This is a genomic window from Mycolicibacterium wolinskyi str. Jessa 2025 (genome assembly GCF_049241375.1).
Classification (GTDB): domain Bacteria; phylum Actinomycetota; class Actinomycetes; order Mycobacteriales; family Mycobacteriaceae; genus Mycobacterium; species Mycobacterium wolinskyi.
The window spans coordinates 4,947,867-4,972,984 of the sequence record NZ_CP185960.1; the positions used below are offsets into that span (position 1 = coordinate 4,947,867).

Below are 25,118 nucleotides of genomic sequence, written 5' to 3' on the forward strand. Positions count from 1 at the left end.
AGGACGCGGCATGACGAACGACCCGGAGTGGAAGGAAACGCTCGAGGACCTCGCCCGCCGACGCGAGCATGCGTACGGCATGGGTGGTCCCGAGCGCCTCGCCAGACACCGCGGCAAGGGCAAGCTCGATGCCCGTGCGCGCATCGCGCGCCTACTGGACCAGGGCACCTTCCAGGAATTCGGCACGCTCGTCGGCGGTGATATCGCGGCGGACGGACTGGTCGCGGGCTCGGGCCGCGTCGAGGGAACACCGGTGATGGTGGGCGCCGAGGATTTCACCACGTTGGCGGGCAGCATCGGGCCCGGCGGAAATTCCAAGCGCTACCGCCTCGCGGAATTGGCTCTGCGCAACAAGATCCCACTCGTGATGCTGTTGGAAGGCGCGGGGTTCCGCCCCAGCGGAGAACACTATGGACGAACGCCGACCGATCTGATCGCCCAGGCGAAGTGTTCGGGCAAGGTGCCCACCGTATCGGCGATTCTCGGGCCCTCGGCCGGCCATGGCGCACTCGTCGCACCGGTGTGCGACTTCACGATCATGAGTCGTCAGGGCGCCATCTTCACCGCGGGCCCACCGGTCGTCAAAGAATCGACCGGCGAGGACATCTCGAAAGAAGATCTGGGCGGCCCCGACGTGGCGTTGCCGAGCGGCGTGATCCACAACTACGCCGAGGACGACGAGACGGCCATCGACGACATCCGGCGCTACCTCTCGTATTTCCCGTCGAGCGCGTGGTCCTATCCCCCGACCAGGCTCGCCGACGACACCGCCGAGCCGCGGCTGACCCCCGAGATTCTCGACATCGTCTCACGCGACAACCGCCACATCTACGACATGCGTGCAGTGCTCGACGAAATCTTCGATCGCCCAGACTGGTTCGAGGTCCAGCCGAGGTTCGGCCGGGCCATCATCTGTGCGCTGGCCCATCTCGGTGGTTATCCGGTTGCCGTGGTGGCCAACCAGCCGCAGGTGCTAGCGGGGTCGATCGACGCCGACGCCGCCGACAAGGCCGCGCATTTCATCACCGTCGCGGACTCGTTTCATCTACCGATCGTGTTTCTCGCCGACAATCCGGGCATGCTCCCCGGCAGCCAGTCCGAGCGCAGCGGTGTGCTGCGCAGCGGCGCCCGGATGTTCGCCGCCCAGACCGCGGCCACGACGCTCAAACTGCATGTGACACTGCGCAAGGCGTTCGGATTCGGCTCGATGGTGATGTCGCTGTTGGGTTTCGACGATCAGGTCGCGACGTTCGCCTATCCGGGTGCGACCATGGGTGCGATGGGCGCGGCGGCGCTCAGTGCCGCGACGCATGCCGGCGAGGACTACGCGGAGGTGCTCAAGCGTATGGAGCTCGAGGCGTCCTTCCGGTCGGCGGGCCACCTCGGTTTCGACGAGCTCATCTCCCCCGAGGAAACCCGCAACGCGCTGCTGGTCACGCTGCAGCACGGCATATTCAGTCGCCAGGCGGTCGCCGAGCCCGTCTCACGTACGCTGATCATGCCGTGACGCTGCCACGGTGAGCGCACGTACCACGCTGTTGACGCCAAGCAGCACTTTGAAGCCGTTCTCGCTCAACGGTTCCGCACCGGTCATCAGCAGATCGGCGGCATACCGGTAACTTTCCTCGTCAGCCGGTTCGCCGATCAGGCTGCGCTCGGCTTCGTGAACCCGCCACGGCTTGGCGGCCACCCCGCCCAGTGCCATCGCGGCCGCACGGATCACACCGTCTTCGATCTGCAGGCCCGCCGCGACCGACACCAGCGCGAAGGCGTAGCTGTGCCGGTCACGAACCTTGAGATACCAACTGCTGGAGCCGAATACCGATCGCGGCAACTCGACACCGGTGATCAGCTCGGCGGGCCGAAGCGTGTTCTCGCGATGCGGATGGTGACCGGGCAGCACGAAGAAGTCGGCAATCGCAATGCTTCTCGGGCCGTCGGGCCCCATGACGTGCACTGTCGCGTCGAGCATCGTCAACGCCACCGCCATATCGCTGGGATGCACCGCAACGCACGCGGCGCTGGCCCCGAACAACGCGTGTTCGCGGTTGAATCCGCCGAGCGCCGCACAGCCCGATCCCGGCTTGCGCTTGTTGCAGTGGTCGAACACCGTGTCCATGAAGTACGGGCAGCGGGTGCGCTGCATGAGATTGCCCCCGACGGTCGCCATGTTGCGCAGCTGCGTGGTGGCCCCGGACAGGATGGCCTGCGACAGCACCGGGTACTGGGCGCGGATCAACGGATGGTTGGCGACCGCGCTGTTGGTCGCCCCTGATTCGATGAACACACCGCCGGATCGGGTCGGCGAGATGGAGCGCAAGCCCAACCTGCCGATGTCGACCAGCGAATCCGGCTTTTCCACACCGTTTTTCATGAGGTCGAGCAGATTGGTTCCACCCGCGTAGTACCTGGCACCCGAGGCCGCCGACTCGATGGCGTCGCTGACGCTCGCGGCGTGGCGGAATTCGAAGGTTCTCATCGCGCGGCGACGTCCTGGATCGCGGCGACGATGTTCGCGTACGCTCCGCACCGGCAGATGTTGCCTGCCATGCGCTCTCGGATCTCGCGGTGCGTCAGGCATGGCGGCGATGTCATGTCGTTGGTGCAGAACGATTCGGCGGACAGATCGCCGCGGGCGTGTTCGCGCAACATCGCCTGAGCCGACGAGAGTTGGCCAGACGTGCAGTAACCGCACTGGAATGCGTCGTGATCGACGAACGCCTGTTGAAGGGGCGCGAGTTCGTCGCCATCGGCAAGACCTTCGACGGTGTCCACCGAGCTGCCCGCAACCGACGCCGCGAGGGTCAGGCAGCTCAGCACCCGTTCGCCGTCGACGTCTACGGTGCACGCTCCGCACAGGCCGTGGTCGCACCCTTTCTTGGTGCCCGTCAGATGCAGCCGTTCGCGCAACAGGTCCAGCAGCGTGGTGCGCACGTCCGCGTGCACGGAGTAGCGCTTGCCGTTCACGTTCAGCTCGATCAACAATCCGGTCATCATTGTTCTCCCATCAACATTTCGAGCGTGATCGGCAGGTCACGCAGCCTTTTTCCGGTGGCGTAGAAGATGGCGTTGGCGATCGCGGCGGGCACTCCGCACGCGCCGATCTCGCCGATGCCGCGAACTCCGATCGGATCGAGGCCGTAGTCGGCGGTGTCGACGAAGGCGATGTCGAATTCCGGGATGTCGGCGTGCGTCGGCACGTAGTACTCCCCGATCAACTGGGCGGTCCGCGCGTCGTAGGGCACCTGCTCGAGCAGTGCCATCCCCAGTCCGAAGATGACGCCGCCCATCACCTGGTTGCGGGCCAGTTTGGGGTTGAGCACCCGCCCGCAGTCGAGCATCGAAACCCAGCGGGTGACGGTGGCACGACCGATCGCCTCGTCGACTTCGACCTCACAGAAGTGCGCGCCGAACGATTGCGACACCGCGCTGTCGTGGGCGCCGCCGTCGCTGGTGACGGTGAAGGTCAGCATCTGCGCCAACGCGGTACCGCCGTCGCGCAGTACGTCGGCCACCGTTGCCACGGTGCGCCCCTCGCACACGATCAGACCGTCGCGGACGTCCAGTGCCGTCGCGCCGTCCAGACTCGACAACCAGGACAGCAGCCGTCGCTTCCATTCCGTGCCGGCACGGTGCACGGCCGACCCGACGGTGGCGGTCGTCTGTGACGCCCCGCTGTAGGGCGCCGACGGGAATTCAGAATCACCTGTGGCGAAAGAGACTGCGCTCAAAGGCAATCCGGTGGCGTCGGCGGCCACCTGGGTCATCACGGTCCGCACGCCGGTGCCGATCTCATGGGTGGCCGACGCGAATCGGACCACGCCGTCAGCCGTGGTGACCCCGCATCCGGCGGGCATCCGCCGCCCCGGATAGGTGGCGGTCGCCATGCCCCAGCCGACCAGGACGCCGTCTCGGCTCATGGACCGCGGTGCCATCGGCCGTCGTGCCCAGCCGAACCGCTCGGCGCCGTCCACGAAGCAGTCCCGCAGGTGCTTGCCCGACCACGGTTTGCCGTTGGTCTGGTCGTAGTCGGGGTCGTTGGCCAACCGGAATGCCAGCGGATCGACGCCGCAGGCGTATGCCAGCTGGTCGATCGCCGATTCGAGCGCGAACAGGCCCGGTGCCTCGCCGGGGCCACGCATGAAACATGGTGTCGCGCCGTTGATCGGGGCAACCGCATGCGTGGTCACCAGCCGCGGCGAGTGATACAGGAACCGTGCCGACAAGCCGACGGGCTCGCAGAAGTGGGCCACCGGCGACGTCTCGGTCAGGGTGTGTTGTTCGGTGCTGAGCAGCGTTCCGTGCTCGTCGGCCACGAGCGACACCCGCTGCTCGGTGCGGGGACGATGTCCGGTCGAGGTGAACATCTGGGCCCGCGTGAGCACCAGTTTGACCGGGCGTCCGACGGCCCGGGCGGCGACCGCGCACAGCACGACGTGCATCCACAGAAAGCTCTTGGAGCCGAATGCCCCGCCGACCAACGGTGACAGGACCCTGATCCGGTCCTCGTCGATCCCGAGATAGCAAGCCAGCACCCGGCGTTCGCCCGCGATCCAGCGGGTGGCGTCGTGCACGGTCAGGTCCTCGCCCGACCACTCGGCGATCGTCGCGGAGAGTTCGATCGGGTAATGCGCATTCACCGGGGTGCGGAAATACGCGCACACCTTCGTGCCGGTGTCGGGTTCGTCGGCGGGACCCCGGCGGTCCTGCAGCTTCTCGTCGACCAGTTTGACGAAGTGATCGGGTTGGTAGCGATCGTCGTCCGGTACATCCGCCATGCCGATGCGGGCAGGCTCGACGACATATTCGAGCTTGATCCGCTCGGCGGCCGCCACCGCATTCTCCGGGCTGTCGGCAACCACGAGTGCCATGTGCTGGCCCACGTAGTGGACCGATAGATCCGACAGCGGCGGGCGTCGTTCCATCGGGAAATCCGCAGTGAGCTCGTCCGGAAGCGCATGCAGCGGTGGACAGTTGAGCGGGGTGAGCACTTGCAGTACGCCCGGTGCTTCAGCGGCCATCCGCGTGCCGTGACGCAGCGACTCCTCGGTGACTGTGCCGCACGCGATCTCCGACTGCACCAGCGCCGCGTAGGTCACGCCCGCGACAGACGTGTCAGCGGTATAGACCGCCTTGCCGGTGACCTTGTCGCGGCCCTCGACGCGGTTCACCGGCCGGCCGACTTCGACGTCAGCCATCTAGCGGTCCAGCGGGTTGTGCCGGTTGACGATCAGCGGATCGGACTTGGTGAAGGGGAAGTTCGGCAAGTCATCGATGTGTGTGTTGAACGTCGCCGCGAGCACCTCACGCGAATAGGCGCTGATCGACGTGCGGTAACCGATGTCAGCCGGGAACGGCTGATCGAAGAAGATCAGGAAATGCCACTCGGGTGCATCGAACACTTCGATGTGGTGCGGATAGGCCCGCGGGATGAAGTAGACGTCGCCCTGGTTGAGGTACCACGTGTCCAGGGTGCCGTCAGGATCCATCACCGTCATGCGTGCGGAACCGCTCTGCACATAGCCCATTTCAGCGGTCGCCGGGTGCCAGTGCGGTTCCCGCATACCGTCTTCGCGGATGCGCAGCGAATACATCGACAAGTCTTTGAGTGCGGGCCAGAACTGGACGCGGGCTGTGCGCGCCGATCCGACGGCGGCCTGCACCGGCGGTGTCATGTCCTCGACGCCGAACTTGTGCGGATCGTTGAAGTGCGCCGTGGACGGCACCGCGGCGTCGCCGGTGCGCGCGACGATCGAGCGGTCGACCAGGTTTCGGCGGATCGCCGTGAAGTCCGCGGCATCGAGGTCGTAGGTGTTGCCGAGCACCGCATCGGTCATGGCGCCGAATGCACCGGCGAGGCCGAAGTCCTCGGGCCGCTCGTGGCGGAACGTGATGATGAATTCGGCGGGGTCGGGTCCGATGTTCTCGATGTGGTGCAGTGAGCCGGAGTCGATGTGAAACATCTCGCCGGCCTTGATCGTGAAACTGGCGAACTGGCTGCCGGAGTCGAGCACGCTGACGAGCGCCGCGCCGGACACACAGTACGTGAGCTCGTTCGCGTTGGCATGCCAGTGCGGCGTGCGCATGGCGCCCGGGTTGAGCACCAGGCGCTTGATCGAAAGGCCTTGCAGGATCGGGAAGTTGTCCGCGGTCAGACGGCGGATCGAACCGTGGTCGGTCTCTTCGACGAGCTCACCGTCGAGTAGAGAGGCGGCGTGGATGCTGTGGGTCAGTGACGTGGTCATGTCCGCGGTCTCCTCTGCGATAGCCGTTGGCGCCGCTGCGGCGTGCTATCACCTTCGCTGGCCGACGGGTATCGAGTCGTCAATGCTGACCGCCATTTCCGCCGCACGCTGGCCGGATACGTGGACTCCTGCTAGCCACCATTGACCGCGTGCACTGAATGTGCGTCACTCACGCCGAACCACCTCACCAGCGCCCGCCGCAGATCCTGCTGTTCGTCGCCGACCCACGCGACGTGCCCGTCCGGCCGCAGCAGCACCGCGGGCTCGGCCAGCTCGTCGCTGCCGTCAGCGACCCGATCGACGCGATCACCCCAGCCGGCGACGGAAAGCCGGCCGGTCTGGTCGAGTAGCAGCCCTCGGCCGGTGTGCATGTGTTCGTAGAGGCGGCCCCGGTGCATTCGGATGTCGCGCAGCCGCCGACCGAGGAGGTCGTGCCCGTCGCCGAAGTCGTAGCGAATGGCGGTCGCGATGATCTTCTCGGTCAGGTGCCGGTTCACCTCGTCGAAGTCCATGAGCTCGTCGACCAACCGGCGGACCGCTTGTGCGCCCGGGTCCAGCGACATCAACGTCATCTGAGCGCGGGTGTTCTCCAGCACGTCGGCCGCCACCGGACGGCGCTCGACCTCGTAGGTGTCCAGCAGACCGCTCGGCGCCCACCCGATCTCGGCAGCGAGTTTCCAGCCGAGGTTGAACGCGTCCTGGATACCGAGGTTAAGCCCCTGCCCGCCGGCAGGCGGATGGACATGCGCGGCGTCGCCTGCCAACAACACTCGACCTACTCGGTACCGATCGGCCAAGCGGGTGGCGTCGCCGAAACGTGACAGCCAGCGCGGCGAGTGCACGCCGAGGTCGGTACCCGCGGTCGCCCGCAATTGCCTCTTGAATTCGGCGAGGGTCGGCGCCGCGCTGCGGTCTTCGGCCAGGCCGTCGGCGGGGACGACGATTCGGTACGCGCCGTCGTCGAGCGGCATCGCGCCGAACCGGATCTGGGTTTTCCGGGCTTCCGCCACGACCGCGCCCAACGTCTCCGGTGACACCCCGACCTCGACCGCCCCGATCAGGGTCTCGACCGTCGCGGGTTCACCGGGAAAGCCGACGCCGAGCAGTTTGCGGACCGTGCTCCGGCCGCCGTCACAGCCGACCAGATACCGTGCGCGCAGCGTGGCGCCGTCAAGCGCACCTGGTCCGGCCACCTCGACGCGCACGCCGTGCTCGTCCTGGCTCAGCCCGACCAGCTCGTGGCCGCGGCGTATGTCGACCCCGAGTTCGACCGCTCGTTCGGTCAACAGGCGGTCGCTGATGGTCTGCGGTATGCCGAGGACGTAGGCGTGTGCGGTGTCGAGCCGCTGGGGCGGGGGCTTGCGGATCGCGGCGAAGAAGCCGCCGAGCGGATGCTGCCTGCCGACCGCGAGAAACCGCTCCAACAGGCCGCGCTGGTCCATCACCTCGATGCTGCGGGCATGCAGGCCCAGGGAGCGGACCACTTTCGTCGGCTCGGTGTCTCGCTCCAGTACGACGACGTTGACACCGTGTAGCCGCAACTCGCAGCCGAGCATCAACCCGGTCGGCCCGGCGCCGGCAATGATCACATCGATCATCAATCCCCCAATCTGCACTCCGCTCAGAACAGCGATTCCCGCAGGTTCTGGCCTCGGCTGGGAGATTCTGCAGCACGACGGGGGGCTTGCCGCAAGGCCGGGGGTGCGATATACGTTGAAAGTGGCGGGATACGAAAGCCGCGCTCTGCCAATCTGATACCGGCGGCTTATGCCTTGATCATGCGATGGATCGCGTCGGGTGACAACGCAATTTTCGGCAGGAACCCAACGGCGCAACTGGCCGCGATCATATCGGCGAGGTCCTGTTCGTCGTGGGTCGAGATGAGGATCACGGGTGCTCCCGGGGGTTCGATCCGGTGCAGTTGCTCGGCAACGTCGAATCCGCTCTCGACGCCGAGATCGACGTCCACCAGTGTGACGTCCGGCGGGTGCGCGTGGTAGCACCGCACCGCTTCGGCCCCGTCGGACGCGACGTCGACGGTGATACCCGCACGCTCGAGCATCGCGCTCGCAGCGGCACGGAATTGCGCGCTGTCATCGACGATCAGACAGTGCATTGCGGCCCTCCCCATGCACACATATGACGAGCTTCGCAGATCAGCAAACCGGCGGCACTACCGTTAGCCGGAAGTTTCCAACAGCGCGAACTACCATCGGCCGGTGCCACCATCCGTCGACAGCCCGGACAGCCGCTTGCCATCGTTACCGCAGCGGCTGCTGACGTTCGTCGTGCGGCCCACCGCCCGCCCGCTGCGGTGGGGCGTGTTGGTGGCCGCCGCATTCATCATCGCCGAGACGCTGCTGGTGTTCCAGCTCAAGCGCGTGGCACCGGAGAACGCGTTCGGCGCGATCTTCCTGTTGGGCGTTCTGGTCATCTCGGCCGGCTGGAGTTTTCCGTTGGCGGTCGCGACATCGCTCGTGAGTGCTCTCGTCTACGTCTATTTTCATCTCGAAGGCGCCGACAGCCTGGCCCCCGCGGTGTTCGTCTTTCTGCCCCTCGCCTTGTTGGCCAACGTGTTGGCCGGCCAGGCGAGGTTGCGTGCACAGGAGTCAGAGCAACGACGTCGCGAAGCTGACCTGTCGGCCGAGCTCGCGCGGCTGATGCTCGGTGCGGGCGACCTTCGGCACGCGCTCGACCGCGCCGGGAGGCGCATGGCACAAGTGCTCGATGTAGGCGAGGTGACGCTCGCGCTCGGGCGCGTCGAGCCCGACGGCGCCCAGACCGCGATCCCACTTCACGACGGAGGCAACCGGATCGGCACGTTGCTGGTCCCTGCCGAGCTGGGGGTCGAGACACTACGCCGATGGCAGCGGATGGTTCCGTCCTTGGAGGCACTGCTGATCGCCGCGAGAGACCGCGAACGAATGACCGCCGAGCTGGAGACGAGCCGGCAGGAGTTGGAACGTTTCTTCGCCGTTGCCTCCGAATTGCTCTATATCAGTGACCATCACACGCTGACCCGGATCAACCCGGCATTCGTTCGGACGTTGGGTTACTCACGTACCGAGTTGACGACGCGGCCGTTCCTCGACCTGGTCCACCCCGACGACCGTGATCACACCCGGCGCATCCTCGATGAGTTGCAAACCGACCAGCGTGAAGCCCGGTTCGAGAACCGATGTGTCCGCAACGACGGCGAGATCCGCTGGTTTCAATGGAGCGTCGTCTCCGACAACGGCCTGCTGTTCGGGGCGGGCCGCGACGTCACTGAACGACGTGCGCTCGTCGAGCAGCAGACCGCATTGCGGCGCGTGGCGACGTTGGTGGCGCGCGGCGCAGCGCCGGCCGATGTCTACCCTCGCGCCGTCACCGAGTTGTCGGTCGGGCTGGGCGTGACCCACGCGACGCTGATCCGGTACGAGCCGGACAACACCTGCGTCGTGGTCGCCGCGCTGGACACCGAGTCCAGTAGCCGACTGGTTGTCGGCGAACGCCTTTCGCTGCACGGCGACAGCCTCGCCGCCCGGATTCTGCACAGTCGTGAACCGGCCCGATTCGACTCCTATGACGGTGTCGAAAGCGAGATCGCCGACCGGCTGCGCGGATTCGGCGTCCGGGCAGGCGTCGGTGCCCCGGTAACGGTCGACGGGCGGATCTGGGGTGCCCTCATGGCGGGCACCTCTCGAGACCAACCGATGCCTCCTGGAACCGAGGTCCGCATAGGCGATTTCGCCGACCTGATTTCCACCGCCATCTTCAATGCCGAGTCCCGCGCCGAGATCACCGCGTCCCGGGCGCGTATCGTCGCGGCGGCCGACCAGGCCCGACGCGGGTTCGAGCGGGATCTGCACGACGGAGCCCAGCAGCGGATCGTCTCGCTTGGGCTCGAACTGCGCGCCGTACAGGCGTCGCTGCCCGCCGAAGAGTCGGCGCTCCACGACCAGATGTCGCATGTGGTCGACGGACTCGCGGGCCTCTACGCCGATCTGCAGGAACTCTCGCGTGGCATTCACCCCGCGATCCTGTCGAAGGGCGGACTGGGGCCTGCGCTGAAGACCCTGGCACGACGATCGTCAATACCGGTCGTCCTCGATCTTGACGTGGACCGGCGACTACCTGAATCGGTCGAGGTGGCAGCGTATTACGTCGTGGCCGAGGCGCTCACGAACGCGGCAAAGCATGCGTCCGCCGACGAGGTGACCGTGCGCGCGGCAGCAACCGACGACCAACTCACCGTATGCATCGCCGACGACGGAATCGGTGGGGCGGTCTCCGGCGCGGGCTCCGGACTGATCGGCCTCAAGGATCGGGTGGAGGCACTATCGGGCCGGCTGGAGATTTCCAGCCCGCCCGGCGACGGCACCACCCTGTCGGTCACGATCCCGCTGGGGCCCGAGTAGCCCGGTACTCGGTGACGATCGGCTCGAGTTCGTCGGGTGTGGCGCCGTGCATGATCACCGCGTCGGCGCCGTAGGCAAACTCCTTGCGGATGCGATCGACGCACTGCCGGGCCGAGCCGGTTGCCGACGGTTCCAGCCACTCGTCGGGAATCAGGGTCGCGATGTGCTCGATCTGCTCGGGCGTGGCCTTGTGATCGATGCCGCCCGGGATCGAAGTCACCACCGGATCCTCGCGGAAGCGTTGCAGCACTGCAGGATCCCAGTTGTTGGTGCTGACCATGAGGTCGCCATAACCTTGCAGGTAGGTGGCCAGCCGGGCGACGGTCTTCTTGAGCCTCAGCTCCTCGGGCAGGTGGTCGCCGACCGTCGCGAAACACGACCACACGCGAACGCTGTCGGGATCACGGCCCGCCTGTTCGGCGGCCTCCTTGACGGTCTTGACGGCTCGCTGCAGCGTCTCGGGGGTGAAATAGGTGTGCAGGATGACGTCATCGAATTCGCGCCCGCCCAGCGCGAGGGTCTGCGGCCCGAAGGCCACGATCGCCAACCGGATGTCCTCGTTGAAATCCGGGTCGAGGAACAGCACCTGGTACTTGCCGATCGGACCATCGTGGTTGAAGATCACCTCGCCGTGCCAGAGCCTGCGCATGACCTTCGCGAAGTCCTCCATCTGGGCGGTGGTGACCGCCGGTACTCCGAATGCGTTGTACATCGCGGCGATGCCCCGGCCGATGCCGAGGGTGAACCGGCCGCCGGACAGTCGGTGCATCGTGGTGGCCCACGATCCGGTGATCAAGGGGTGGCGGGTGTTGTGATTCGTTGCCGCGGTGGCGATCTGCATACGGTTGGTGACCGCGCACGCCGCACCGACGAGCGACGACGCCTCTTTGACGTTCCACCGCTCGGAGATGAAAGCGGTGCCGAAACCGAGTTCCTCACCACGGCGGGCCTCGTCCATCAGGGTGGCAGGTCCTTCACCGCCGGCACCGGCCAGCAGGTAGTAGCCCAGTTCGTCGAGTACGTCGGTGCTCACGCCCAAACTCCTTGTTTGTAGCCGCAATTCCAGACTTCGGTGATCCGCCCGTCGCGCACCCGAAAGATCTCCATGCTGCTTATGGTCATTTCCGTGCCGTCATTGAGGGTCATCGGTGATTCATAGACGATCACGACATGTTCGCCGTCGTCACCGGCCACCACCAGATTGAGATCGAAGCGGATCTTCTCGAACAAGTCGCAGTGGTCGACGATCCGCTGCACCGCCTGCTGGTGGGTGAGCGTCTGCGCCTCGCCCACGTCGTGGCGGATGACAGTCTCACCCATCAGCTCATCGGCCAGAGCAAAATCCTGCTGGTTCCACACCACCAGGTTGTACAGTTCGACGACCTCGCGCGCCGTGCGTGTCATTCGAACACCTCCAACGCTTTGATGTCATCGACGGCCGCGACCGCGCGGTCGACCAATGTCAAGCACAGCCGGCGCGACCGTTCCGGCAACGTATCCCAGCCGATCAGCGTGATGACCGGCAGGATCATCAGATACGCGACACCGAATCGGTACTGGCGCCACGCCTCACCGAACGAGTAGTCCGTGACGCCGTGCCGGGTCAGATGCCCGAGGTACTCACGTACCAACGACTCGTCGTTGCCGCGCCTCTTCTCGGTGGGCAGGCCTTGACTCACCAGGTAGGCGATGTCGGCGACGCCACATCCCCTGACAGCCATCTGGAAGTCGACGATCTTGAGCTCGGGCTCCCGGAAGAACATGTTGTCGGCACGGATGTCGCCGTGCAGCAACATGGTTCGCTCGGACAGCGCGGTCAGCGCGTGCGGAGCCAGCTCGCCGAACCGCTCGGCGAATTCCGACACCGCTTGCGGCACACGCTGGCTCGTGTGATCGAGGTATACCTGCCACGCCGGCGCGAATACCGGCAGGAAGAGTTGGCGCGTGATGGGGTTGTCCACCACCGGATAAGCTTCGAGCACCGAGTCGTCCGCGCCGCACACGGACCAGGCGTGCAAGCCGGCCAGTTGGCCGATACACAGGCAGGCCCGCTCGACCGACAGCCCGGCGAGGTGGTCTGCATTCTCCCAGTCGCGCAGGTCCTCCAGCACCAGCACGAAATCGGCCGATCCCTCGGCGATTCGTGCGACGTGGCAGCGTGCGGTCGAGATGGGCGCGGCTGGGGCCACCTCCCGATAGAACTCCAATTCCTTGCGGTAACCGCCCAGCATCTCCATTGCGCCGCGCGCTTCTGATTCGGCGGGCAGCTTGACGATCAAAGTCGAAGGGACGGCATGATTTCCGGTCAGGTGCAAGCGGTAGAGCAGCGCGGAGAAGCCGCTGTCCTCGGCGATCCGTTCGGCTTGCACGGCCGTGACGACGGCCGGTCCGGGCAGTGCATCCGTCAGCCACGCCGGCGTGACCTCGTCGATGGTCGACGGGATGGCCGCCATGGCTGAAGTCATCCGCGACCTCCGATGAAAGAAATTTGACGCCGAACAACTAAGTTAGTTGTCGAGCGTCTAATATACAAGGGTGCCGTCCCGCCTGACCCAACCGGAACGTGTCGAACTGTCATCGCGCCGCCTGCTGCTGGCGGCGGCCGAGCTCATCGTCGAAAAAGGCTGGGAAGCAACGACAGCCGCCGAGATCGGCCGGCGCGCCGGATACAGCCGGGCCATGGTGCACGCTCGGTACGGCAGCAAGGACGCGATCCTCGACGCCTTCCAGCAGACGTATGTCGTGCGCTTGAACCCCGATCCCGAACCCGGCGCCACCGGACTTCAACAGGTGCTCGCGCACTTCGATCGCATCCAGGAGATTCATGCCGAGGATCCGTCGCTGATGCGGGCGATGTTCGTGTCCGCATTCGAAGCCGTCAAGACGACGTCGCCGCTCCGCGATGCAGTCCGAACACAACTCAGCGGTGCAGCAGTCAAGATCGAGGCCGGCTTACACCACGGCATCGGGGACGGGTCGATCCGGCCAGATATCGACGTCGACACGGCACGACAGGACATCACGTCCTCGGTGTTCGGCATTGCCTTCCAGTGGGTGGTGCTACCCGAAGCGCATGACCTCGACCACGAGCTCAATTGCGTTCGCACCCGGATCGTTTCACACTACGGCGCTTGAGCCGAGAAACCGTTCCGTCGCCGCGCACACACCAGCCGAGAACAGGTGCCCCACATGGCTGCCGTCATGCCAATGCAGTTCGCCGCCCCACCGCTCATGCAACGCCAGTGCTGAATCACGCATCGCCATCCGGTCGTGCCACGCCCCGACGATGAGCCGACGCTCCGTCTGCGGCACGGTGTGAAGCGGATCGACGACCGAGGTCAGCGCCGCGATCGTGTCCGACTGCAGCAGCGCCCCCGCTTCGCGGCCCACCCTCCCCCAGCGCCGCAGATGCATGCCGATCATGGTGTTGAGCCCCAGGATCGGCGTGTACACCGCGACCGCGCCGACCCGGTCGTCGAGATGGGACACCAGTGCTGCCACCGCACTTCCCAGCGACAGGCCACCCAGTGCGATCGCGGTCGATTGCGGTACGAGCCAGCCGATCAGCGCACGGACCTCCGACACCGCGCGCATCATGCCCGCGACGTTCGCCAGCGGATCGCGAGCCGGGTATTCGGGCCACCACCGGCGCCGCACACCGTGGCCCGGCTGAACGGGCAGGGCGACATTCCAGCCGAGTTGGGTCTGCAGGCGTCGTGCCCGCGCCACCATCAGATCCATCGCATCACCCTGCCCGGCGCCGTGCACCCAGATCAGCCAGGGTCGCGTGTCATCGCCCGACCGGTACAACCGAGCCCGGGCAGTCGCGACACCACCGTGCCCGTCCGCGAGCACCGATGCGGGTAAGTGTGGCTCATGCTCGAAGGTGAGTTCCTCGAACTTCAGTGACCCGAACGTGGCCCGCCGAATCTCGGTGATCTCCAAGGGTTCCGGAGAAACATGTGCGCCGTCGATGCCGAGCGGGGCGAGTTCATCCGCCGCGGCTTCGTAGTCGGCCAGCGGCCGCGGCAATTGCGGTGGCGGGCCGGTCAGCGTCATCCCGGTGACCACCAGTTCATCGAGCGCGACCTCGCCGAGCTGGCGCAGGCCACACAACGACAGCGCGTTCCAATCGCGCGAGTTGCGCAGCGCGGCCACTGACCGCGGCAGCACCCCGCCGAGTTCCCAGACGATCTGGCCCGCTCTACGCAAGGGTGAAGCCCTTGTAACCCGCCGCGGCGATCTCGTCACAGCGGCGCCGGTACTCCGGGATGCCTCCGGTGTAGCCCATGTACATCCGTTTCTTCCCGGGGACGTTTCCGCCGTTGTACCAGGAATTGCAGCTGGGATGCACCAGCACGGTCGATGCCACCAGGGCCGTCGCGTGTTCGATCCAGTCGCGCTGCGCCTCGGCGGTCGCCTCGATGGTGCGGTGCGCGTTGTCGAGCAGGTAGGCGATACAGTCACCGATCCAGTCAACGTGCTGCTCGAGCGCCGTGACGAAGTTCGTTGCGGCCGACGGGCTGCCCGGCCCCTGCACGGTGAACAGGTTCGGAAACCCGGCCACCGCCAGCCCGAGGTAGGACAGCGGGCCTTCCTCGGCCCAGTAGTCGCCCAAGGCCAAACCCGCCCGGCCCCGCACGTCGATCCGGCTCAGCGCACCTGTCATCGCGTCGAAGCCGGTGGCGTACACGATCACGTCCAGTGCGTAATCCCCTTGTTCAGTGGCGATGCCGGTAGCCGTCACCTCGCGGATCGCGCCTCTGCGAAGATCGACGAGCGCGACGTTGTCTCGGTTGAACGTCTCGTAGTAGCCCTGATCGATGATCGGCCGCTTGCAGGCGAACGGATGGCTCGGCGTCAACGCGGCTGCCACGTCGGGATCGTCGACGATCCGCGCCACCGCTTCCCCGTACAGCTGAGCGGCCATCCGATTCGCCTCGATGTCGAAGAAGACGTCGCCCCAGTTCAACGCTCCCATCACGCCGCCCTCCTCGACGGCGCGCAGTCGTTCCTCCCGGGAAGCCGATTTCACCGGGGGCCTGCCGAGCATGTCGAGCAGAACCGAGAACGCGCTCAGCCGCGCGGCACCCACCGGATGCTCGCGCTGAGCTGCGCGAATCTGGTCGTAATCGGCCTTCAATTGGTCGAGTTCGCCCGGCTCGAACGGCCGCACCTGCCAGGGCAACGTATAGGCGGGCGAACGCTGAAACACCGTGAGCTGCGCAGCCTCTCGGGCCACCACAGGTATGAGCTGCACGCCGGTGGATCCGGTCCCGATCACACCGACGCGTTTACCGCTCAGATCGTAGCCATCCCGCGGCCAACGGCTCGTGAACAGCGATGTCCCGGTGAACTGCGCCATCCCCGGGATTTCAGGCTCCAACGGCACTGACAGGATGCCTGTGGCGGCCACGACGAAGGAGGCCGTGAAGGATTGACCCCCTTGGGTTTCCAGCGTCCATGCCGCATCGGTCTCGTCGAACGTCATCGCGACGACTTCGGTTTCGAACGCGATGTCGCGCCGCAGATCGAGCCGGTCCGCGACGAAGTTCAGGTACGCCTCGATCTCGGGCTGGGCCGGCATGGTCTCGGTCCACACCCACTCCTGCTGGATGTCGTCGGAGAAGCTGTAGGAATACTCGATGCTCTCGATATCGCATCGAGCGCCCGGATATCTGTTGAACAACCACGTGCCGCCGACATCATCGGCCTTCTCGAGCACCCGCACACGTAGACCGAGATCTCGGAGCCGGTGCAACGCGTACAGTCCGGAGAAACCGGCGCCGATGACAATGACGTCGTAATCGGAAGCTGTCACAGATCGATGACCTTCTCTCGGCGATTTTTCCGCTCGACGTAGAATTGGGCGGCACGGGCGATGGATTCGGCCGTCGGCGAAGGCTTCCAGCCCAGATCCCTGGCCGCCTTGCTGTGATCGGCAGGCGACGTCATCCAGAGCAGCCTCGCGGCCGTCAGGTTCATCGGAAAGTCGGTTCCGAACAGTCGATTCGACATGCCCGCCAGCCAGCCGAACGCGTAGACCAACGCCATCGGAACGCCGAACCTCGGCGGCTTTGCCCCCACGGCCTCGGCCGCCGCGGTGAACATCTCCCGCTGTGTCATGTAGCTTTCGGAGACGATGTAGCGCTCGCCGATCCGGCCGTGCTCGGCGGCCAGGATGACTGCCTCGGCGGCATCGTCGATACCCACGACTTCGGCTCCGACGCCTCGGATGTAGACCGGCGTCTTGCCGAACGCGGCCATCGCGATCAGGGCGCCCTGTTTCGGCTGCCAATCCGGTGGGCCATACGGATTCGACACGCACATCGCCACCGCGGGCAGCCCTCGCTCGGCGGCGTAGGACAGCACGAGATCTTCAGCTGCCCGGCGGGATTCGATGTAGGGCCCGCCCTTACCGGCCCAATTGAACGGCGTGTCTTCGTCGACCGTCGCACCGTTGCGCCCAACGGCGATCGTGCCGATGGTGCTCAGGAAGACGAACCGCCGAAGGTCGGCCTGCAGCGCGGCGTCGAGAACGTTACGCAGGCCCTCGACGTTCGTGGCGAACAACGGCGCCGGATCCGTCAGATGAGCCCGGGTGTCGACCACGCAGTAGAAGACGACTTCACGGTCTTCCATCGCGGCCGCCACGGCGTCGGTGTCGAAGATGTCGCCGTAGTGCCGCTCGACTTCGAGACCGTCGATGCCCTTCGTGGAGCTGGTGTGGCGAAGAAGTACGCGCACGTCGTCTCCGCGTTCGACCAGTCGGCGGGTGACGCATGCGCCCACGTTGCCACTCGCGCCCATCACGAGCACCTTGCGTCCCATCGCTGCTCCGTCCCATCGAGCGGTCGGCAATGGATGTTACGGTAATCATTACAGTAACGCGGCGGAACGGGACATGTCGAGCTAGGCGCTCTTGAACTTCAACAAAGTCCGCGTGAGGTGCAGGCTCGTGATCTGCCATGTGCCGTCACGCTTTTCGTACGTCTCGTGATAGTGGCCCGCCCCGTGGAGTTCGCTGCCGTCGGCGAAGAACAACATGTCCTCCATCGCCCAGATGCCCGTCGCCGTCGTCTCAGAAGTCAGGTCGATCTCGGGGGTGTGACAGTGGTGCACGGTCGCCGCCTGTTCGACGCCGCCCCAGACCACGGGAAAGAACTCGTCGAAGCCGTTCAACGGCGGCGCGGTCTGCGGGTCGGCCCCGCCTGTCGAGACGGCCATGTCCAGCGTGACGACGACATCCTCGGCGAACAGCGCCCGCCACGCGTCGATGTCCTTGGTGTCCAGGAACCGGCAATAGCGCGCCTTGAGCTTCTTGATCGCCTCGATGTCATCGGGCATGGGACCTCCTCGCGTTTCTCGCGTCGAACGCTACCCGATGCTTTCGCCTGTGGAAACCTATACTGTAATGTCTTCCGTACCTATTGCGGGAGCAGTGGAACACGGGAGGCAGCTGGCATGAAGGTGCCGTTCACCTGGAAGGTCACCGGCTGGTTCATGATCGGCTGGTCAGCCGAGTTCGAGGTCGGTGACGTCAAGGCGCTGAAGTACTTCGGCGAAGACCTGGCGGCTTATCGCGACGAGGCGGGCGAATTGCATGTGTTGGAAGCGCACTGCAAGCATCTCGGCGCCCACATCGGACACGGCGGCAAGGTCGTCGGTGACTGCGTCGAATGCCCGTTCCACGGGTGGCGGTGGGGACCGGAGGGCAACAACACCTACATTCCCTATCAGCCCGACCGGCCCAACCGCGGCCTGCGGCTGCGGTCGTACCCGGTCAAGGAGCAATACGGGTGCATCTTCATGTGGTACCAGCCCGACGGGAAGCCGCCGCAGTGGGAGCTGCCCGACATCTTTCACAAGTTTCCGCAGTTCGAGACCGACCCGAATGCCTACTACCGGCCCTACCCCGAGTTCTCGAGCCGTGCCGACGCCATCCCGGTGCACCCGCAGATCGTCGCTGAAAACGGCCCGGACAGTTCACATTTCCGCTACGTGCACGGCGCCACCGTGACGCCGGTGTGCCTCCATTGGGAGCACGTGGACGAGGAGTGGCGGTTTCTCACCGGCTGGCCCGATGCGCGCAGCGACGATCCCGACAAGATGGCACTGCGTATTCACAGCCACTTCTCCGGGCTCGGCTTTGCGATGAGCGCGTTCGAAGGCTCGTCGAATCACCGGCTGATCTTCGCCTGCACACCGGTCGACGATGAGGTGTCGGACATGTTCTATTCGATCTGGTGGCCCAAGCTCCCCGGCGAGACTTCCGACATCCCGCCCGAACAGGTGCGCAAACAGGTCGAAAAGCAGTTTCTCAAAACCGTGTGGGAGGACTGCGACATCTGGCGTTACCAAAAGTACGTCGAGCATCCGCCACTGGCGAAGATCGACGCGAAACCCTATATGGCCATGCGCAAGTGGGCCACGCAGTTCTATGAGGTACCGCCGGCCGACGTACCCGCCCACGTATGAAGCCTGACCTGAGAGCGCTCGTCGCACCCGGGCACACCGCGATCGTCACGCAGGAATGTCAGGGAGCAGTGGTCGGCCCCGACGCCGGACTCGCCGCACTCGCCGACGAAGCGCGACGGGTCGCACTGCCCAACAACGGGCGACTGCTGCCGGCAGCCCGCGCGGCGTCCGCGCACGTTGTGCACTGCCTGGTCCAGCGGCGCCAGGACGGGCTCGGCTCCAACCACAACGCCAAGATCTTCGCCATCGGCCGCTCCGATGTCGGCATCGTGCCCGGCACCCCCGGCGCCACGTTGCTACCCGAATTCGGTCCGGAACCAACCGATCTCGTGTTGTCGCGGTGGCACGGCCTTGGCCCCATGGGTGGCACCGATCTCGATCCGATCCTGCGCAACCTCGGCGTGACGACGATCGTGGCCGTCGGGGTTTCGGTGAATGTCGCGATCATCAACCTGGTGATGGATGCGGTCAATGCCGGGTACCGCGTGGTGCTTCCCCGAGATGCCGTCGCCGGGATACCCGCCGCGTATGCCGATGCGGTCATTGACAACACCCTGGCCCTGCTGGCTACCGTCACCACCACAGACGAACTGCTGCAGGCTTGGCAGCGCTGACCCACGCAAGGAGACCATGTGCTGTTCACCGTCCCAGCTGTAGCCGAAGCCGTCGCCGCCGCCATCCCGGACCGCCCGCTCATCGCCCAGGGCAACCGGCACTACACGTACCGCCAGATCGTCGATCGGTCGAACCGGCTCGCCGCCTACCTGCATTCCCGGGGGCTGGGCGCCCACACCGAGCGCGACGCCCTGGCCGGCCACGAGGTGGGCCAGGATCTGCTCGGCATCTACGCCCACAACGGGCCCGAGTACGTCGAGTCGATGCTCGGCTCGTTCCGCGCCAGGGTCGCCCCGTTCAACGTCAACTATCGCTACGTCAAGAACGAATTGCAGTACCTGCTGGCCGATTCCGGAGCCACCGCACTCGTCTACCATGCGACGTTCGCGCCCCGGGTCGCCGAAATCCTGCCGGAGCTGCCCGCACTGCGGGTGCTCATCCAGATCGCCGACGACTCCGGAAACGACCTGCTGTACGGTGCGGTCGACTACGAGTCCGTCGTCACGCGCGACGCCGCTCCTCCGCCTGTCGAGCCCTCCCCCGACGATCTCTACGTCCTCTACACCGGCGGCACCACCGGGATGCCCAAGGGCGTGCTGTGGCGCCAGCATGACATCTTCATGACCGCATTCGGTGGCCGCAACATGATGACCGGCGACAAAGCGCAGTCGGTCGATGAGATCGTCACCAGGGCAGCCGAGAACCCGGGCACCAAGTTGATGATCCTGCCGCCGCTGATCCACGGCGCGGCTCAATGGGCCGCGATGACCGCGGTGACCACCGGACAGACGCTGGTGTTCCCCAGTGTCGTCGACCGATTCGACGTCGATGACGTCGTGCGCACCATCGAACGCGAGCAGGTCCTGGTCGCAACGGTCGTGGGCGACGCCATGGCCCGGCCTCTCGTCGATGCCATCCGCAGTGGGATCGCCGACGTGTCGACGCTCTCGGTCGTCGCCAACGGCGGAGCCCAACTGACGCCGCATGTGAAGCAGCAACTCATCGATGCCAAACCGAGTCTCATCGTGGTGGACGGGGTGGGATCGTCGGAAACCGGTGCGCAGATGACCCACATGTCGGCACCCGGTGCAGTCTCGACCGGCACGTTCAACCCTGGCCCCGACACCTGTGTCGTCACCGAGGATTTCACCGCGGTCCTCGCGCCCGGCCACGACGGCCTGGGGTGGCTCGCGCAGCGAGGCTATGTTCCCCTCGGCTACAAGGGCGACGCCGCCAAGACGGCCGCGACATTCCCGGTGATCGACGAGGTGCGGTATGCGGTCCCCGGCGACCGGGCGCGTCACCTCGACGGCGGCATCATCGAGCTGCTCGGGCGGGACTCGGTCACCATCAACTCCGGCGGCGAGAAGATCTTCGCCGAGGAGGTCGAGGCGGCCATCGCATCGCATCCCGCGGTTCGCGATGTCGTGGTGGCCGGCCGCCCGAGTGAACGGTGGGGACAGGAAGTGGTCGCGATCGTCGCGTTGGCCGACGATGCAACGCCGGTAGATGCCGACGAGCTCGTTCGCCACGCCGTGAAGTCCATCGCCCGCTACAAACTGCCCAAGGCCGTGGTGTTCCGGCCGTCGATCGAGCGCAGCCCAGCAGGCAAAGCCGACTATCGATGGGCCCGCGAGCAGGCGGTCAGCGAAACTTCCTGAGACGACTGCTGGTTCGGCTGCGGGCCCGGCGCAGCGCGAGATCGGCGCTGACCCGCATCGAAGCGGTGAACGGCTGGGCGGCGCGCGCGGTGATGCTGAACGGCAGGTCGCTGCCCACAACCGTGCGGTAGTGGCTGAACGCGTCGAACCCGGCCTTGCCGTGGTAGGCGCCCATTCCGCTGCGGCCGACTCCACCGAACGGAGCTGACGACGGAATCATGTGGGCGGCAAAGTCATTGCGGGCGACTCCGCCACTGCGCGTGCGCGCGACGAAACGGCGGAAGTCGTCGTCGTCTGGTCCGAACCAGTACGCCACCAACGGCGACGGGCGCGCGTTGATGTAGTCGATCGCGTCGGTGAGAGCCGAGTAGCCGCGTACCGCGAGAACGGGTCCGAACACTTCCTCCTCGGCGATGCGCATGCGGTCATCGACGTCGCGGATGATGGTCGGTGCGATCTTTCGCGACACCGGATCGGGCAGGGTCTCCCCGGCGGGGACGACGGAATCGATGCGGGCACCATGTGCCCGGGCGTCGGAGATCAGGCCGACGATCCGGTCGAAGTTGGCCTGATTGACCGCCGAGCAGTAATCGCCGTTGTCCACGATGGTCGGGAACATCGAACTCAAAGTCCGGCGCGCGACGTCGACGAACTGGTCGACGCGCGCGTCGGGAACGAAGACGTAATCCGGGCACACACACACCTGGCCGCCGTTGACCATACGGCCCTGGGCGATTCGGCTCGCTGCCCGAGCGATATCGGCACCGGGCGCCACGACCACCGGATTCTTGCCGCCCAGTTCGAGCGTGACCGGGACGAGGTTGCGGGCCGCCGCTTGCTGCACGAGCGCCCCGATCGCCGGTGAACCCGTGAAGAAAAGGTGGTCGAACGGCGAGCCGGCAAATTCGGCTGCCACGTCTGCCCCGCCCATGACGATCGCGAGCTCACGCTCGTCGAAATATCGCGGCGCGGTGGCCGCCATCAGTTCAGCGGTGTTCGGGGTGACCTCCGACATCTTGATCATCACGCGGTTGCCTGCCGCGAAGGCTGCAGCCGCGGGCAGCACCGTCAGCTGCACGGGGAAGTTCCACGGCCCGATGATTCCCACCACGCCGAGAGGTGACGGCACCACCTCGGCACGCAACCGCGCCAGCCGGGCTGCCCGCATCAGCCTGGTGGAGCGTATCCATTGCGGCACATTGGATCTGGTGTGTTCAATCACCGAGATCATGCCGAGTATCTCGGCGAAGAACGCCGCTGACTTCGACCGTGAACCATAGTCGGACGCGGTGGCGCTGACGAAGTCCTCGCAGTTGTCGAGAATCATGGCCATCAAACGGTCGATCCGGTTGCGGCGCAGCGCAACATCCGGCGGACCGTCTGCGATGAAGGCTTCGCGCTGCACCGCGAGTAGGCCGCCGAGTCCGCTGGGCCGGGAGCCCACGGCCGTACGTTCTTCGATCGCGCTCATCGGTGGCGGCTCCTCCTCGAAGGCTGTAGGACCATCCGGTAAGGCTAACGGTAGCACCGGGCAGCCACGACGAACATGTTTGTCCGCCCAACCGGAATTGTTTACAGTTTTCCTTACTGTCGTAACTTCAGTGAGGAATGGTGGCATGTCGGAAACCGCGCGCAGGGTCGTAGTCGTCGGAGCCGGATCCGGAATCGGCGCCGCCGCGGCGGCCCACTTCCACGACCGCGGCGACCACGTGCTCGCAGTCGACCTGCGCCCCAACAACACTCCGGCGTCACAGCACCTCACGTGCGACCTGCGCGACGCGCACAGCATCACGGCACTCCTCGGAGAGATCGGCGGCGGCTGGGACGTCCTCGCACATGTGGCCGGCGTTCCGGGCACCGCGCCCCCAGCCGATGTCCTGCGGGTCAACTACCTGGGCATGCGGCTGATGACCGAAGGGATGCTGCCGCTGTTGCGTCAGGGCGGGTCCGTCATCGGGGTCGCCTCGACGGCGGCACTCGGCTGGGAGCAGCGCATCGACATCCTGACCGGATTGCTCGAGCTCACCGCGGGTGACGATGTGGAACGGTGGCAGGCCGGCCAGGACCCGGATTTCCCCGTGTACACAACCTCCAAGCAGGCCGCGATCCTGTTCGCCAAGCGGATCGCGGGCCCGGCATGGAGCAAGTACGGGGTGCGCGTCAACACGGTGAGCCCGGGCCCCGTCGAGACGCCCATCCTCGCCGACTTCGAGCAGACCATGGGCAAGGACGTCCTCGACATGGTGCGGTCGACGGTCGGCAGGCATGCCACGGTCGACGACGTCGTGCCCCTGATCGCGTTCTTGGCGTCCCCGGAATCGCGATGGATCAACGGCCAGGACATCCAGGTCGACGCCGGCTTCATCGCTGCCATGACGGGCGGTGTCCCGATAGCGCTCTGACGACGCAAAACGCGCGTCGATTTTCTTACTGTAAGAATTACAGTAATATTCTTGGCACAGTCGGTCGGTTGCGAGTTGCGGGGTGAGCGGTGGAGAGCCAAGTGCAGGACAGCCCGAAAGAATCCGTCAGAGAAGCCGCGGACAACCTCCTGCGCGATCCGTATCCGATCTTCGCCCGGCACCGCGCCGAGCACGGGGTGTTCCGCGGATCGGTGATGGACTGGTCCAAGACGCCGGCCTCTATGCTGCCCGAGCATCAGTACGCCGCAGTATCGTTCGACGCCGTCAACACAGTGTTCCGGGACGGCAAAACCTTCAATTCGAAGATCTATGACAGCACCATCGGGTTGTTCATCGGGCCGAGCATCCTCGCGATGGAAGGCAAGACGCATCGCGATCACCGCAACCTGGTCTCGGCCGCATTCAAGGCAAGGTCGTTGCAGCGCTGGGAGCCCGAGATCGTGCGGCCGATCTGTGAAGCGCTTGTCGACGAGTTCATCTCGGCGGGCAGCGCCGATCTCGTCCGTGATTACACGTTCGAGTTCCCCACCCGAGTGATCTCGAAGTTACTTGGCCTGCCCGAAGAGGACCTGCCGTGGTTCCGCCAGCGCGCGGTCGAATTGATCAGCTACACCGTCAAGTACAAGCGAGCGTTCGAGGCCTCGGCCGCGTTGAAGGACTACTTCCTCACCCAGATCGAACGGCGCCGGTCCAAACCCACCGACGACATCATCGGCGACCTGGTCACGGCCGAGATCGACGGCGAGAAGCTGACCGACGAGGCCATCTACTCGTTTCTGAGGCTGCTGCTGCCCGCCGGGCTGGAAACCACGTATCGGTCGTCGAGCAATCTGCTCTACCTGCTGCTCACCCATCCCGAACAATTCACCGCCGTGCAGAACGATCATGAGCTCATCGGTCAGGCGATCGAGGAAGGGCTACGGTACGAGACCCCGCTGACCACGGTGCAGCGGTCCGCCAACCAGGACACCGTACTGGAGGGTGTCGAGCTCCCGGCGGGTGCGGTGATCGACGTCTGCATCGGATCGGCCAACCGCGACGAAAAACGCTGGGAGCGTGCCGAGGAATTCGACATCTTCCGTAAACGCGTTCCCCACATCACGTTTGCCGCAGGCGAACACACCTGCATGGGTCTGCATCTGGCGCGGATGGAGACCCGGGTCGCGATGGAAAGCCTGTTCAGCCGAGTCACCGACATCCGGCTCGTCACCGACGACGACCCGCACATCTTCGGCCAACCATTCCGGTCCCCCACCGCCATACCGGTCACATTCGAACCGGTCGCCTGAGGCTTGG

General features: G+C 65.7%; 22 protein-coding genes. 8 read left to right on the forward strand and 14 right to left on the reverse strand.

Annotated features, from left to right (window positions below; all coding sequences use genetic code 11):
- Positions 1–10 precede the first annotated feature (10 nt).
- The gene (locus tag ACOI2T_RS24505) at positions 11–1,507 is read left to right on the forward strand and encodes an acyl-CoA carboxylase subunit beta (RefSeq protein WP_409505518.1); all 1,497 of its coding nucleotides are present in this window, start codon (positions 11–13) and stop codon (positions 1,505–1,507) included.
- On the opposite strand, the gene ACOI2T_RS24510 is transcribed toward ACOI2T_RS24505, so the two are convergent.
- The 6 genes from ACOI2T_RS24510 to ACOI2T_RS24535 all read right to left on the reverse strand — a co-directional run bounded on the left by ACOI2T_RS24510 (position 1,484) and on the right by ACOI2T_RS24535 (position 8,361).
- Complete coding sequence (locus ACOI2T_RS24510; protein WP_409505519.1) at positions 1,484–2,479, reverse strand: FAD binding domain-containing protein; 996 nt, start codon at positions 2,477–2,479, stop codon at positions 1,484–1,486. The genes ACOI2T_RS24505 and ACOI2T_RS24510 overlap by 24 nt on opposite strands.
- A complete protein-coding gene (locus ACOI2T_RS24515) occupies positions 2,476–2,997 on the reverse strand; it encodes a (2Fe-2S)-binding protein (RefSeq protein ID WP_421874544.1) in 522 nt (173 codons plus the stop codon). The genes ACOI2T_RS24510 and ACOI2T_RS24515 overlap by 4 nt, the downstream gene beginning before the upstream one ends.
- Positions 2,994–5,198, reverse strand: coding sequence for a xanthine dehydrogenase family protein molybdopterin-binding subunit (locus tag ACOI2T_RS24520; protein ID WP_409505521.1), 2,205 nt, complete (start codon positions 5,196–5,198; stop codon positions 2,994–2,996). Before ACOI2T_RS24520 ends, ACOI2T_RS24515 begins: the two co-directional genes overlap by 4 nt.
- Positions 5,199–6,245 (reverse strand): cupin domain-containing protein, encoded by a 1,047-nt coding sequence (locus ACOI2T_RS24525; RefSeq protein ID WP_067857131.1) that lies wholly within the window; start codon positions 6,243–6,245, stop codon positions 5,199–5,201.
- A gap of 131 nt (positions 6,246–6,376) precedes the next feature.
- On the reverse strand, positions 6,377–7,843 hold the full coding sequence (rox, locus tag ACOI2T_RS24530) for a rifampin monooxygenase (protein WP_409505522.1): 1,467 nt from the start codon (positions 7,841–7,843) through the stop codon (positions 6,377–6,379).
- A 167-nt stretch (positions 7,844–8,010) separates the two neighbouring features.
- Positions 8,011–8,361 (reverse strand): response regulator, encoded by a 351-nt coding sequence (locus ACOI2T_RS24535; RefSeq protein ID WP_409505554.1) that lies wholly within the window; start codon positions 8,359–8,361, stop codon positions 8,011–8,013.
- Positions 8,362–8,554: 193 nt separating this feature from the next.
- Between ACOI2T_RS24535 and ACOI2T_RS24540 the strand changes: the two genes are divergently transcribed.
- Positions 8,555–10,645 carry a PAS domain-containing protein gene (locus tag ACOI2T_RS24540; protein WP_409505555.1) on the forward strand — a complete coding sequence of 697 codons (2,091 nt, stop codon included), beginning with the start codon at positions 8,555–8,557 and terminating at the stop codon, positions 10,643–10,645.
- Here the strand turns inward: ACOI2T_RS24540 and ACOI2T_RS24545 are convergent.
- From ACOI2T_RS24545 to ACOI2T_RS24555, 3 genes are read right to left on the reverse strand one after another with little or no spacing between them, the layout of a single operon-like run.
- Positions 10,620–11,678 carry a TIGR03857 family LLM class F420-dependent oxidoreductase gene (locus tag ACOI2T_RS24545; protein WP_409505523.1) on the reverse strand — a complete coding sequence of 353 codons (1,059 nt, stop codon included), beginning with the start codon at positions 11,676–11,678 and terminating at the stop codon, positions 10,620–10,622. The genes ACOI2T_RS24540 and ACOI2T_RS24545 overlap by 26 nt on opposite strands.
- Positions 11,675–12,049: a nuclear transport factor 2 family protein gene (locus tag ACOI2T_RS24550; protein ID WP_409505524.1), complete on the reverse strand. Its 375-nt coding sequence runs from the start codon at positions 12,047–12,049 to the stop codon at positions 11,675–11,677. The genes ACOI2T_RS24545 and ACOI2T_RS24550 overlap by 4 nt, the downstream gene beginning before the upstream one ends.
- Complete coding sequence (locus tag ACOI2T_RS24555) at positions 12,046–13,110, reverse strand: phosphotransferase (RefSeq protein WP_409505525.1); 1,065 nt, start codon at positions 13,108–13,110, stop codon at positions 12,046–12,048. Before ACOI2T_RS24555 ends, ACOI2T_RS24550 begins: the two co-directional genes overlap by 4 nt.
- A 70-nt stretch (positions 13,111–13,180) precedes the next feature.
- On the opposite strand from ACOI2T_RS24555, the gene ACOI2T_RS24560 reads away from it, so the two are divergent.
- The gene (locus tag ACOI2T_RS24560) at positions 13,181–13,780 is read left to right on the forward strand and encodes a TetR/AcrR family transcriptional regulator (RefSeq protein ID WP_409505526.1); all 600 of its coding nucleotides are present in this window, start codon (positions 13,181–13,183) and stop codon (positions 13,778–13,780) included.
- On the opposite strand, the gene ACOI2T_RS24565 is transcribed toward ACOI2T_RS24560, so the two are convergent.
- The 4 genes from ACOI2T_RS24565 to ACOI2T_RS24580 form a co-directional block, all read right to left on the reverse strand.
- The gene (locus ACOI2T_RS24565; RefSeq protein WP_409505527.1) at positions 13,763–14,857 is read right to left on the reverse strand and encodes an alpha/beta hydrolase; all 1,095 of its coding nucleotides are present in this window, start codon (positions 14,855–14,857) and stop codon (positions 13,763–13,765) included. The two genes, ACOI2T_RS24560 and ACOI2T_RS24565, sit on opposite strands and share 18 nt — an antisense overlap.
- Complete coding sequence (locus ACOI2T_RS24570) at positions 14,850–16,466, reverse strand: flavin-containing monooxygenase (protein ID WP_421874549.1); 1,617 nt, start codon at positions 16,464–16,466, stop codon at positions 14,850–14,852. Before ACOI2T_RS24570 ends, ACOI2T_RS24565 begins: the two co-directional genes overlap by 8 nt.
- Positions 16,463–17,476 (reverse strand): NAD-dependent epimerase/dehydratase family protein, encoded by a 1,014-nt coding sequence (locus ACOI2T_RS24575; protein ID WP_409505529.1) that lies wholly within the window; start codon positions 17,474–17,476, stop codon positions 16,463–16,465. Before ACOI2T_RS24575 ends, ACOI2T_RS24570 begins: the two co-directional genes overlap by 4 nt.
- Positions 17,477–17,557: 81 nt before the next feature.
- Entirely contained in the window at positions 17,558–17,992 is a 435-nt protein-coding gene (locus ACOI2T_RS24580) for a nuclear transport factor 2 family protein (protein WP_409505530.1), read from the reverse strand.
- Between the two features lie 117 nt (positions 17,993–18,109).
- Between ACOI2T_RS24580 and ACOI2T_RS24585 the strand changes: the two genes are divergently transcribed.
- From ACOI2T_RS24585 to ACOI2T_RS24595, 3 genes are read left to right on the forward strand one after another with little or no spacing between them, the layout of a single operon-like run.
- Positions 18,110–19,123, forward strand: a complete 1,014-nt coding sequence (locus tag ACOI2T_RS24585; RefSeq protein ID WP_409505531.1) for an aromatic ring-hydroxylating oxygenase subunit alpha — start codon at positions 18,110–18,112, stop codon at positions 19,121–19,123.
- Entirely contained in the window at positions 19,120–19,737 is a 618-nt protein-coding gene (locus tag ACOI2T_RS24590) for a cysteine hydrolase family protein (RefSeq protein ID WP_409505532.1), read from the forward strand. The genes ACOI2T_RS24585 and ACOI2T_RS24590 overlap by 4 nt, the downstream gene beginning before the upstream one ends.
- An 18-nt stretch (positions 19,738–19,755) precedes the next feature.
- Complete coding sequence (locus tag ACOI2T_RS24595; protein ID WP_409505533.1) at positions 19,756–21,399, forward strand: medium-chain acyl-CoA ligase Mig; 1,644 nt, start codon at positions 19,756–19,758, stop codon at positions 21,397–21,399.
- Here the strand turns inward: ACOI2T_RS24595 and ACOI2T_RS24600 are convergent.
- Positions 21,383–22,870, reverse strand: coding sequence for an aldehyde dehydrogenase family protein (locus ACOI2T_RS24600; RefSeq protein ID WP_409505534.1), 1,488 nt, complete (start codon positions 22,868–22,870; stop codon positions 21,383–21,385). The genes ACOI2T_RS24595 and ACOI2T_RS24600 overlap by 17 nt on opposite strands.
- Before the next feature lie 145 nt (positions 22,871–23,015).
- Between ACOI2T_RS24600 and ACOI2T_RS24605 the strand changes: the two genes are divergently transcribed.
- The gene (locus ACOI2T_RS24605) at positions 23,016–23,801 is read left to right on the forward strand and encodes an SDR family oxidoreductase (protein ID WP_409505535.1); all 786 of its coding nucleotides are present in this window, start codon (positions 23,016–23,018) and stop codon (positions 23,799–23,801) included.
- An 89-nt stretch (positions 23,802–23,890) separates the two neighbouring features.
- Positions 23,891–25,111: a cytochrome P450 gene (locus tag ACOI2T_RS24610; protein ID WP_409505536.1), complete on the forward strand. Its 1,221-nt coding sequence runs from the start codon at positions 23,891–23,893 to the stop codon at positions 25,109–25,111.
- The last annotated feature ends 7 nt before the right edge of the window (positions 25,112–25,118 follow it).